This is a genomic window from Phaeacidiphilus oryzae TH49 (assembly GCF_000744815.1).
In the GTDB taxonomy this organism is placed as follows: domain Bacteria; phylum Actinomycetota; class Actinomycetes; order Streptomycetales; family Streptomycetaceae; genus Phaeacidiphilus; species Phaeacidiphilus oryzae.
The window spans coordinates 1-10,641 of record NZ_JQMQ01000002.1 but is presented as its reverse complement, the minus strand read 5'-3'; the positions used below and the strand labels follow the sequence as shown (position 1 = coordinate 10,641).

General features: G+C 72.6%; 11 protein-coding genes and 3 pseudogenes. 5 read left to right on the top strand and 9 right to left on the bottom strand.

From position 1 onward, the window contains the following. Positions 1–69: 69 nt before the first annotated feature. The 7 genes and pseudogenes from BS73_RS40590 to BS73_RS40830 all read right to left on the bottom strand — a co-directional run bounded on the left by BS73_RS40590 (position 70) and on the right by BS73_RS40830 (position 4,665). Positions 70–288 (bottom strand): hypothetical protein, encoded by a 219-nt coding sequence (locus tag BS73_RS40590; protein ID WP_322987228.1) that lies wholly within the window; start codon positions 286–288, stop codon positions 70–72. Then, positions 285–1,250, bottom strand: a complete 966-nt coding sequence (locus BS73_RS00085) for a M20/M25/M40 family metallo-hydrolase (protein ID WP_322987227.1) — start codon at positions 1,248–1,250, stop codon at positions 285–287. Before BS73_RS00085 ends, BS73_RS40590 begins: the two co-directional genes overlap by 4 nt. Next, positions 1,250–1,918 carry a DUF1028 domain-containing protein gene (locus tag BS73_RS00080; protein WP_037568343.1) on the bottom strand — a complete coding sequence of 223 codons (669 nt, stop codon included), beginning with the start codon at positions 1,916–1,918 and terminating at the stop codon, positions 1,250–1,252. Before BS73_RS00080 ends, BS73_RS00085 begins: the two co-directional genes overlap by 1 nt. Continuing rightward, complete coding sequence (locus tag BS73_RS00075) at positions 1,915–2,358, bottom strand: RidA family protein (RefSeq protein ID WP_037568342.1); 444 nt, start codon at positions 2,356–2,358, stop codon at positions 1,915–1,917. The genes BS73_RS00080 and BS73_RS00075 overlap by 4 nt, the downstream gene beginning before the upstream one ends. 24 nt (positions 2,359–2,382) lie before the next feature. Further along, the gene (locus tag BS73_RS00070) at positions 2,383–3,672 is read right to left on the bottom strand and encodes a flavin-containing monooxygenase (protein WP_037568341.1); all 1,290 of its coding nucleotides are present in this window, start codon (positions 3,670–3,672) and stop codon (positions 2,383–2,385) included. Positions 3,673–3,982: 310 nt separating this feature from the next. Continuing rightward, positions 3,983–4,390: pseudogene (locus BS73_RS40835) on the bottom strand (LysR substrate-binding domain-containing protein); the annotation flags it as partial. Further along, the gene (locus BS73_RS40830; protein ID WP_407674944.1) at positions 4,279–4,665 is read right to left on the bottom strand and encodes a LysR family transcriptional regulator; all 387 of its coding nucleotides are present in this window, start codon (positions 4,663–4,665) and stop codon (positions 4,279–4,281) included. The pseudogene BS73_RS40835 and the gene BS73_RS40830, both read right to left, overlap by 112 nt. Before the next feature lie 200 nt (positions 4,666–4,865). On the opposite strand from BS73_RS40830, the gene BS73_RS00060 reads away from it, so the two are divergent. The 3 genes and pseudogenes from BS73_RS00060 (at position 4,866) to BS73_RS40825 (ending at position 7,141) form a co-directional block, all read left to right on the top strand. Continuing rightward, the gene (locus BS73_RS00060; protein ID WP_037568339.1) at positions 4,866–6,290 is read left to right on the top strand and encodes a purine-cytosine permease family protein; all 1,425 of its coding nucleotides are present in this window, start codon (positions 4,866–4,868) and stop codon (positions 6,288–6,290) included. An 88-nt stretch (positions 6,291–6,378) separates the two neighbouring features. Further along, a pseudogene (locus tag BS73_RS00055) lies at positions 6,379–6,938 on the top strand (SDR family NAD(P)-dependent oxidoreductase); the annotation flags it as partial. Next, the gene (locus tag BS73_RS40825; RefSeq protein WP_200886601.1) at positions 6,929–7,141 is read left to right on the top strand and encodes an SDR family oxidoreductase; all 213 of its coding nucleotides are present in this window, start codon (positions 6,929–6,931) and stop codon (positions 7,139–7,141) included. The pseudogene BS73_RS00055 and the gene BS73_RS40825, both read left to right, overlap by 10 nt. 74 nt (positions 7,142–7,215) lie before the next feature. Here BS73_RS40825 and BS73_RS00050 read toward each other — a convergent pair whose 3' ends face one another. Further along, a complete protein-coding gene (locus BS73_RS00050; RefSeq protein ID WP_037568338.1) occupies positions 7,216–7,662 on the bottom strand; it encodes a MarR family winged helix-turn-helix transcriptional regulator in 447 nt (148 codons plus the stop codon). 73 nt (positions 7,663–7,735) lie between these two features. On the opposite strand from BS73_RS00050, the pseudogene BS73_RS38555 reads away from it, so the two are divergent. After that, positions 7,736–8,301, top strand: a pseudogene (locus BS73_RS38555) (YbhB/YbcL family Raf kinase inhibitor-like protein). Between the two features lie 63 nt (positions 8,302–8,364). Continuing rightward, positions 8,365–9,300, top strand: a complete 936-nt coding sequence (locus BS73_RS00040; RefSeq protein ID WP_051938921.1) for a pirin family protein — start codon at positions 8,365–8,367, stop codon at positions 9,298–9,300. Positions 9,301–9,329: 29 nt separating this feature from the next. On the opposite strand, the gene BS73_RS00035 is transcribed toward BS73_RS00040, so the two are convergent. Further along, positions 9,330–10,160 (bottom strand): SAM-dependent methyltransferase, encoded by an 831-nt coding sequence (locus BS73_RS00035; RefSeq protein ID WP_037568337.1) that lies wholly within the window; start codon positions 10,158–10,160, stop codon positions 9,330–9,332. Positions 10,161–10,641: the final 481 nt, after the last annotated feature.

The following is a 10,641-nucleotide window of genomic DNA, read 5'->3' as shown; positions in this document are numbered from 1 at the left end:
CTGACCTTGCCCAGGGAGGACATCACAGCAGCGGGAAATGTGACATGCCCCGGTCGGTGGGTGTTCGGTTCAGGGCTTCGCCGACGGCCCCCGCGCCGCCCGGTCCACCGCCGTCCAGGCCAGGGCCACCGCCCCGTCCAGCAGCGCCCGCCGGGCCGCCTGGCCGACGCAGAAGGCGGCGAACTCGCGCTGGTGGTTGGTGGCCGGCAGGGAGCCGATACCGATGTACGGGTGGATGGCGGGCACCACCTGCGAGACGTTGCCCATGTCCGTCGAGGCGCGGTTCATCCGCGCGGCGGTCTCCGCCGGGGCGAACCGCCGGCCGAGGGCGACGGCGTTCGCCCGGTAGTCCGCGAGGGCGGTCTCGTCGGCCCGGAACTCCGCGTACGGCTTGCTCTCCGGTTCGACGTCCAGCTCGCAGCCGGTGGCCAGGGCGCCGGCCTCGAAGGCGCGCAGTACCCGTGGTTCCAGCCGCTCCAGCTCGGCCAGCGTCTCCGCGCGGACGTACCAGCGGCCCTCGGCCCGCTCCGGGATGGCGTTCGGGCGTCGCCCGCGTGGGTGACGATGCCGTGGACGCGGGTGGTGGGCGGCAGTTGCTGGCGGAGCAGGCCGATCGCGACCTGCGCCACGGTGAACGCGTCGGCGGCGTTGACGCCGGCCTCCGGGTAGGCGGCGGCGTGCGCGGACCTGCCGGTGTAGGAGATCCGCGAGTGGCTCACCGCGAACGGCCGGGCCTCGGCGACGTCCACCGGCGCCGGGTGGACCATCATGGCCAGGTCGGCCCCGGTGAAGGCGCCGCGGTCGAGCATCTCGATCTTGCCGCCGCCGCCCTCCTCCGCGGGGGTGCCGTAGACCTCCACGGTGATCCCGGCCTCGTCGGCGACGGCGGCCAGGCCGAGGGCGGCGCCGACCGCGCTTGCCGCGATCAGGTCGTGCCCGCAGGCGTGCCCGAGGCCCGGCAGCGCGTCGTACTCGGCGCACAGCGCGATGCGGACGGGGCCCTGGCCGAAGCGCGCATGGAAGGCCGTGTCCAGGCCGAGGTAGCGCGGGGTCACCGCGAAGCCCGCCCGGTCGAGGAGTTCGGGGACCGCGGCCGCGGCCCGGTGCTCCTCCCAGGCGGTCTCCGGGTCGGCGTGCAGCCGCTCGGACAGTGCGATCAGCTCCTCCGCGTGCCGCTCGACCCGCGCACGGGCGGCCGCCTTCCGTCCGTCCAGCGCCCCGGTCCGCGCGCCGTCCATGGAGCCGGGCATCACAGGTCCCCCGGTACGCCGTAGGAGGGTGAGCCCGCCGGGTCGAGGCCGCGGCGGACGTAGTCGTCGCGCTGCGGCAGCCAGACCTCCAGCAGCTCCGCGAGGCGGTCGACCGGGTCGTCGGCCCAGTCCACCCGCAGGTCGCTGACCCGCCAGTCCACGTCGGCGACCACCGCAAGGCCGGCCGAGCGCACCGGGCCCTCCTCGCCCCCGGCCGCCACGCCGGCCCGCAGGGCGTGGAGGAGACGCTCCTCCAACTCCCGGCCGGCCGTGGCGGCGTAGGCGTCCACCAGCACCTGGGGGATGTGCGGACCGGCCAAGAGGTTGCCGGCGCCGACCACGCCCTCGCCGGTCGCGGTCGCATGGGTGCCCAGGGTCCGGGCGCCGCTGAAGGCGAAGCCGGGGCCGGTCCGGCCGAGCACGGTGAGCTGCCGGTACTCGATGTCCTGCGCGGACGAGGCGACCTCGGAGAGCGCCCGCTCGGCGTCGCCGTGGGCGGCGAGCCGGTCCAGCAGCCGGGTGCCCAGCCGGGGATCGGTGATGTTCTGCGAGGAGGCGACGCCGACCCCGGGGCGCAGGTGCGCCACCCGGGCCAGGACGGCGGGGCTGGAGGAGCCGGCGGCGATGCCGAACCGGTCCCCGTCCCGGGCGATCAGCGAGAGGGTCATCGGGCCTCCCCGGGGATGACCGCGACCGCGTCGATCTCGCACAGCCACTCCGGCCGGGCCAGGGCGGAGACCACCAGCCCGGTCGAGATCGGGTGGACGCCCTTGGTCCAGCGGCCGACGGTGCGGTAGACGGCCTCGCGGTAGCGCGGGTCGACCAGGTAGACGGTCAGCTTGACCAGGTGCTCCATCCTGGCGCCGGCCTCTTCCAGCAGCATGGCGATATTGGCCATCGCCTGCTCGGCCTGGGCCTCCGGGTCGCCGATGCCGACCGACTCACTGGTGTCCAGGTTCTGCCCGATCTGGCCCCGGACGTAGACCGTGTTCCCGGCGACCACGGCCTGGCACAGGTCGTTGTCGAGGTTCTGTTCCGGGTAGGTGTCCCGGGTGTTGAACGGCCTGATCCTGGTGTGGCCGCCGGCGGTGATCGGGTCTGTGCTCATGGTCCGCTCTCCTCGTGGATGGGGTCAGTGCTGTGCGTCGTCGGCCGGCGCCGGGGCGGTCCGGTCGGCGCCGTCGAAGGCGAGGTAGGAACGCCGGGTGGCGATGTGGTCGGCGATGTGCCGGGCATCGTGCCAGACGCCCCAGATGAAGCTCGATCCGCGACGGGAGAGCCAGGGGAGGCCGAGGAAGTAGACGCCCTCTTCAGCGGCGATACCGCGCTTGTGCACCGGGCGGCCTCGCTCGTCGAAGGTGTCGGCCTCCAGCCAGCCGTAGTCGGCGGAGTAGCCGGTGGCCCAGACGATCGTGGAGACGCCGGCCTCGGCGAGGTCGAGTTCGAGGCGGGGCGCGGTGGCCGACTCCGGCAGCGGGCCGAGGCGGTGCGCCTCCGGCTCCTCGGGGAGGTCGAGGCCGTTGCGCCGGACATACGCGTCGGCCTGCCGGAGCACCGCGAGGTACTTCTCGTCGCCGGCCCGGATGTTGGCCGCGAGGTCGCAGGCGAAGCCGAGGACGCCGTCCCGGTGGGAGGCGGTCATCCCGAGCAACTCGACGCCGTCCTCGGCCAGTCGGCGGAAGTCCACGGTGTGGCCGCCGCGGGCGCCGCTGACCGCGATGCTGACGTGTTCGGCGCCCTGCGGCGGCGTCTCCATGTCCCAGAGCCCGAGGACGCCGAGCCACCAGCAGAAGTCCCGTCCGCGGTATCGGCGGGGCGGACGGTCGTGGGCGCCGACGGAGAGGAACACCCGGCGCCCGGAGCGGCGGAGCTCGTCGGCGATCTGCACGCCGGAGGAGCCGGCGCCGACCACCAGCACGGCGCCGTCCGGGAGTTGGGCCGGATTGCGGTATCCGCTGGAGTGCAGCTGGAGGGGACCGGCGTCCTCGGGGACGATGGGCGGGATGACCGGCCGCTGGAACGGGCCGGTGGCGGCGACCACGAACCGCGCGTCGATGGCGCCCTCGGAGGTCTCGACCCGGAAGCCGGGGCGGCCCTCGTGCCGCCGCGCCGAGGTCACCTCCACCCCGGTGCGGACGGGCGCCCCGAACTTCTCGGCGTACGCGGCGAAGTACTCCGCGACCTGCTCCTTGGTGGCGAAGGCGTCCGGGTCCACGCCGGCGAACTCCATGTTCGGGAAGCGGTCGTGCCAGGCCGGCCCGTTGGCGACCAGGGAGTCCCAGCGCTCCGAGCGCCACCGCTCGGCGATCCGGTGCCGCTCCAGGACCACGTGCGGGACGCCGGCGGCCGTCAGGTGCTCGCTCATCGCGATGCCCGCCTGGCCCGCCCCGACCACGACCACGTCTGTCTCTTCGTTCGGCATCCCCATCTCCTATCCGGCGGAGACGCTTCCGGTGTGACAGGTCGACCGTGTCTCCGCACGGCAGAATCGTCGGGCCGAGCGGAGACTCTTGTCCAACACATCTTTCGGGCCTAATGGCCCAGTTTTTCAGATACAGGCAGGTGAGAGGCGCTGGATGCGGTCCCGAGCAGCCTGCGGGCGAGCTCGGTGAAGGCCTGCGCCCTGCGGGTCGGCCGGACGCCGCGCGGGCGGGCGAGGACCACCGGCAGTGGGGCAGCGGGTCCAGCAGGGGCACCGGCACGGCCCGCCCGCCGTCGTAGGTGGTGTCGCTGACCGGGCGCTGGTTGAGGATCGAGTACCCCTGGCCCGCGGCCACCAGCGCGCGCACGGTCTCGAAGGTGGTGCTGCGGTACGCGGGCCGCATGGCGAGGCCGGCCGCCGCGAACAGCTCGGTGAAGTACTCCCGGCTGTGCGGCAGGTCGTAGAGGACGAAGGGGTCCTCGGCGAGCTCCTCGATGCGCACGCCCCTGCTCCCGGCGAGGCGATGGCCCGGCGGCACCAGCGCGTACGGCGCGGCCTCCGCGATCTGCTCGGTGAGCAGCGAATCGGCCAGGTCCATGCGGTACATCAGGGCGATCTCGCAGCGCCCGTCCAGCAGGGCGGCCTGCAGTTCCTCGGTCTCGCCCTCCACCGCCTGCAGCCGCACGCCGGGGTGGCGGGCGGTGAACTCGGCGAAGAGCCGCGGCAGTACGAACGGCGAGAGGGAGAGGAAGCAGCCGACGGAGAGCTCGCCGGCGAGGGCGGCGCCCAGCCCTGGGCCGTCTCCACCAGTTCGTCGGCGTGCGCCAGGAGGTTCCTGGACTCCTGGAGGAAGCGGGCGCCTGCGGCGGTCAGCGAGAGGCCCTTGGCGTGGTGCCGGATCAGCAGCTGGACGCCGAGCGCCCGCTCCAGCTGGGCCACGGCGGTGGAGACGGCGGACTGCGACACCAGGAGGCGCCGGGCCGCGGAGGTCATGCTTCCGGTCTCCGCGGCGGCCGCGAAGTAGCGCAGCTGGACCAGGGTGAAGGCCGAGTCGCCGGGCATGGAACCCCTCTTCGGATAGGGCATCGATTTTTCCGATCTATATCCACAATATTATGCGATTGACTGTTAGTGGTGGCTGGATCAGGGTGTTCTTCCAACACACCTGGCGTGGTAGCAGAGAGGGGCCCGGCATGGACACCGCTCCACCGGCACCGACCGTCGAAGTGCGGACCATCGACCAGATCCCGGAGGACGAACGGCACGGCCGGGCCCGCGATCTCTTCACCATCTGGTTCGGCTCCAACATCATGGTGCTCACCGTGGTCACCGGGGCACTGGCCACCACGGTGTACGGACTGCCGCTGTGGTGGGCACTGGCCGGGATCGTCGTCGGCAACGCCGTCGGCGGGGTCTTCATGGCCCTCCACTCCGCGCAGGGGCCCCAACTCGGCGTCCCGCAGATGGTCCAGACGCGGGGTCAGTTCGGCGTCCGGGGCGCCCTGCTGGTGGTCGTGCTGGTCATCGTGATGTACACCGGCTACTTCGCCTCGAACCTGGTACTCGGCGGGCAGTCGCTGCACATCGTGGCGCCGGGGATCTCGGTCGCCGGCGGGATCGTCATCGTGGGGCTGGTGAGCGTGGCGGCCACGATCTTCGGCTACAAGCTGATCCACGCCTACAGCAAGGTCATGACCATCGCCGCGGGCCTGGCGCTGCTGCTGGCCTTCTGCTGGATCCTCTTCGAGCACGGCCTGCCCGCCGGCACCCTCAGCCACGGGGCGCTGACCGCCACCGGGCTCCTCGGCACCGTCTCGGCCTCGGCGCTGTGGCAGATCGCCTACGCGCCCTATGTCTCGGACTACTCCCGCTACATGCCCAAGGGCACCGGCAGCCGGCCGGCCTTCTGGGCCACCTACGGCGGCTGCGTCCTCGGTTCGGTGCTGCCGATGCTCCTCGGCGCGCTCACCGGTGCGGCCGTCGGCGGGGACGACCCGGTCGGCGGCCTCTCCGCGCTCACCCCGGGGATCAGCACACTGATCCTGATCGTCTTCTCGATCGGCATCGCCAACACCAACGCGATGAACCTCTACTGCGGGGTCCTGTGCGTGATCACTGTGGGGCAGACCGTGCGGCGCAGCTGGGTGCCGCGCGCCGGCGCGCGGGCGGTGATCGCGATCGTCGTCTTCCTCGTGGCGCTGCTGCTGGCCATCGCCGGCAAGGACAACTTCCTGGTCTTCTACGAGAACTTCATCGCGCTGCTGCTCTATGTGCTGACTCCGTGGACCGCCGTCAACCTGGTGGACTACTACCTGGTCCGGCACGGGGAGTACGACGTCCGGTCCTTCTTCAGCGCCGACGGCGGGGTCTACGGGCGGTACAACGCGGCGGCCATCGTCGCCTATCTGGTCGGCATCGTGGTGCAGGTGCCGTTCTTCTCCAGCGCGCTGTTCACCGGGCCGGTGGCGCACATGCTGAACGGCGCGGACATCTCCTGGATCGTCGGCCTGATCGTCACCTGCCCCTTCTACTACGTCGCCGCCCGGCGGGCGGGGCGGCGCTCCCCGGCGCCCGCCGAGGCGGCATTGGCCGCCGACGCCTCCACCCCGGCCGGGTGAGCGGCGCCGGCGGCGGACGGACGCTCGGACCGGGCCTGGCCGAGGGCCCGGCGAAACCCGCAACCGAGAGGGACCAGAGGGAGACGACATGCGAGGACTGACGGGGAAGACCGCCTTCGTGACCGGTGCCGGCTCGGGCATCGGGCAGGCCTGCGCGCTGCGCCTGGCCGAGGAGGGCGCCCGGGTCGCGGCGGTGGACATCCGGCTCCCGGCCGCCGAGGAGACCGCCAAGAGGATCGAGGCGTCCGGCGGCACCGCGGTCGCGGTGGAGTGCGACGTGTCCTCGGGGCGGCAGGTGGCCGCCGCCGTGTCCAGGACCGTCGAGGCGCTAGGCGCCCTGCACGTCATCGTCAACGCGGCCGGGATCCTGGCCGCCGAGGGGGACGTCGTCGCCTGCTCGGAGGACGACTGGGACCGGGTGATGGGCGTCAACGTCAAGAGCATGTATCTGATCGGCAAGCACGGCGTCCCGGAGATCCTGCGGGCGGGCGGCGGCTCGATCGTCAACATCGCCTCCGTCTTCGGCTTCACCGCGCTGCCGGACGAGTGCGCCTACGACGCGTCGAAGGGGCAGTGCTCAACCTCACCCGGCAGATGGCCGTCCAGTACGCGAAGCAGGGGATCCGGGTGAACGCCCTCTGCCCCTCCGACTGCGACACCCCGCTGCTGGACGCGCTGCTCGCCGGGGGCGATGTGGAGGCGGAGAAGGCCGAGCTGGCGAAGCCGATCCCGATGGGCGGCTGGCCAGGCCGGAGGAGATCGCCTCCGGGGTGGCCTTCCTGGCCTCGGACGACGCGGCCTTCGTCACCGGTGTCGCACTGCCTGTGGACGGGGGGTTCCTCATTCGGTAGGGCGGTGGGGAGTTTCGGTGCGGTGGCGGGCTGTGGTGGGGGGTGGGCGGTGCTTCGATGCGGGGCACGGCCGGTCAGGAGTCGGCGATGTCGCTGAGCAGTGCCGCGGCCCGGGCCAGCACCGCGCGGTCCTCGGCGCTGAGGGCGTTCAGCCGTGCGTCCAGCCAGGCGTGGCGCTGGGCCCGGGCGGCGCCCGCGAGTTCGTCGCCGGCCGGGGTGGCGGCGAAGAGCACGCGGCGGCCGTCGTCCGGGTCGGGGGCGCGCAGGGCATAGCCGGCCGAGGTGAGGCGGTTGACGGTCTGGCTCATGGAGGCGGGGGAGACCCGGTCCTGCCGGCTGAGCTCGGTCAGGCTCTGCGGCCCGTGCTTGTGGAGGCGGGTCAGCACCTCCAGCGCCACGTCCCCCAGGCCGCCCGCGGGCCGCTCACTGCGGAAGCGGCGGTAGAGGCGGCCCACGGCCGAGCGCAGCTGGGCGCCGAGGTCGGCTCCGGCCGGCTGGGGGGCGGTTGCGTGGTTCTCCATGGCTCATTAGTATACCTAAAAAGATCTTTCGTGTACCTAAGCGATGAGCCCCTCTGTCAGGGAGAGCTGAAGCATGCCCGCGAATCCCCTCGGCGTCCTGCTGCGCAATCGGCGCGCCGGGCAGCAAAGCCTCCAGTGGGCCCGCCCCGAACTGCGGGCGCCGGAGAACTTCACGCTGACCAGCCCGGCCTTCGAGCATCAGGCCCCGATCCCGGAGAAGTACCGGGGGAGGATGTTCGGCCCGAACATCTCGCCCGCGCTGGAGTGGACCACGCCGCCGGCCGGCACCGCAGAACTGGTGCTGATCGCGGAGGACCCGGATGTGCCGCTCGGCAAGCCGGCCCTCCACGCGCTCACCCTGGGCATCGACTCCGCGCTGCCCGGGCTTCCGGAGAACGCCCTCGCCGAGCCCAGCCCGGTGCCGGGCCTCCGCCACGGAAAGGGCGCCTCGGCCGCCGCGGCTGGGCGGGGCCGCTGCCGATCCGCTCACACGGGCCGCACGCCTACGTCTTCCAGCTCTTCGCCCTCGACCGGACCTCCGAGCTCCCGGCCGGGGCCACCCTCGGCCAGGTGACGGCGGCCATGGCCGGGCACCTCCTCGGGCGGGCGCGGCTGGACGGCAGCTACGAGATCCGGTAGCCCGCCGTTCGGCGCCGGTGGTTCGTCGCCAGGCGCCCTGGGCCGCGGGGCTAGGATCGTCATATGGTCATTGAAAGCGAAACGACTCCGCCCGCCGAGCCCCCGCGGATCGAGGTCCTCACGCCCCGCCAGGTGCCCCTCGGCGGGCCGCGGGCGATGACCGTACGCCGCACTCTGCCGCAGCGGAGCCGATCGCTGATCGGTGCCTGGTGCTTCGCCGATCACTACGGACCGGACGACGTGGCCGCGACGGGCGGAATGGACGTGGCGCCGCACCCCCACACCGGGCTGCAGACCGTGAGCTGGCTCTTCACCGGGGAGATCGAGCACCGCGACAGCATGGGCAACCACGCCTACGTGCGCCCGGGCGAGCTGAACCTGATGACCGGCGGCCACGGCATCGCCCACTCCGAGGTCTCGACCGAGCGGACCACCGTGCTGCACGGCGTACAGCTCTGGGTCGCGCTGCCCGAGGAGCACCGGCGGACCGGGCGCGACTTCCAGCACTACGTACCCGAGCCGGTGCGGGTGGAGGGCGCGGAACTCCGGGTCTTCCTCGGCTCGCTGGCCGGTGCGCACTCACCGGTGCGGGCCTTCAGCCCGCTGCTCGGCGCCGAGATCACCCTCGAACCGGGCGCCTCGGTGGAGCTGGCGGTGGACCCGGCCTTCGAGCACGGGCTGCTGGTGGACCAGGGCACCGTCGTCCTCGCCGAAACCCCGTTGAAGCCGGGGGAGTTGGGCTACGCCGCCCCCGGCCGCGCGAGCCTCGCCGTGGTGAACCCCTCGGGCGCGACGGCCCGGGCCGTCCTCCTCGGCGGAACCCCGTTCGGCGAGGAGATCGTCATGTGGTGGAACTTCGTCGCCCGATCGAACGAGGAGATCCTGCAAGCCCGCCGGGACTGGATGGAGGGCGACCGCTTCGGTGTGGTGCACGGCTACGACGGGGATCGGCTGCTTGCGCCGGAGCTGCCCAAGGTGGGCCTGAAGCCCCGGAAGTAGCGGCGTTGGCCTGGTCTTCGCTGTCTGAGTCAGGGCTTGCGGGCGAGACCGGCGGCGATGAGCCGTTCCCATACCCCCAACTCGCCTGCGGGGGCTCCGATCAGGGCCGACTCATGGGGTTCGGATGCGTCCGGGCGCCACAGCGCGGCCGGGACGATCCCCGGCTCCAGCAGCTCCAGGTCGCCGAAGAGAGCCCCGATCTCCTCGTCCGTGCGCCAGCGGCCGCGGCCGAAGGTGTCCAGGAGTTTTCCCTGGGCGGCGCGGGTCTCCTCGTTGTGTCCGGAGCGGAAGTGGGAGATGAAGACGTGGCTTCCGCTGGGTACCTGGTCCGCCCAGTAGCGCACCACCCCGATCGGGTCCTCGTCGTCGTTGAGGTGGTGGAGGATCGCGCTGAGGATGATCCCGACCGGCTGCCGGAAGTCGATGAGCCGCTGGGTCTCCGGGTGGCGGCGGATGTCCTCGGGGCGGCGGACGTCCGCCTGGATCACGGAGGTGGTGGAGTTCTCGGCGAGGAGCGCCCGGCCGTGGCTCAGCACGATCGGGTCCGAGTCGACGTAGATCACGGCCGAACCGGGCTGGTGGCGCTGGGCGACCTGATGGACGTTGTCCGCGGTGGGCAGTCCGCTGCCCAGGTCGATGAACTGCCGGATGCCGGATTCGGCGATCTCCCGCACCGCGCGGACCAGTGCCTGGCGGTTGGTGTGCGCGATGGCGACCGAGCCGGGCAGGTTGACCTTGAAGTGGTCGCCGATCTGCCGGTCGACGGCGTAGTTGTCCTTGCCGTCCAGAAGGTAGTCGTAGACCCGCGCGATACTCGGCTTGCGCTGGCTCTCCTCGATCTCCGCGAAGCCGTCCGGCATCGTCAACTCCCCAACTCCTCGGCCCTGAACGCGTGTGAGTGCCATCGTAGGGGTCCGGGGCGCCGCCTGTCCGCGCGGAGCTGCGCTGGTGGGCACCGGCCGGGAAGTCGTGATCGCTGAGGATGGTGAGCACAGGGCGTCAGGGCGCGGCGCTGGGCGCGGGGGAGCGGGGTGTGGCGCGTCCGGGCCGGCTGCTTCGCCGCCCCGGACGATGGTGGGGCCGAGTGCCCCGTTCGCCCCGTTCGCCCCGCCTGCCCCCGCCGCAGCCGGTGCGCGTACCGACTCTCAACCCAGTGCGCCATCCGGTGCGGGTGCGGGTTCGGGTACAGGTGCCGGGCCCGGTTGGTGTGTCGGGCGGTCGTGCGGGCGGGGCGGGAGGCCGCTCGGTCGGCGCGCAGCCGGCGCAGGGCGGTGAGGTGGAGGGCGAAGGCCGTCGGGACGGCCAGGGTGGGCACCAGAACGAGCGGCATCGCCGTGATGG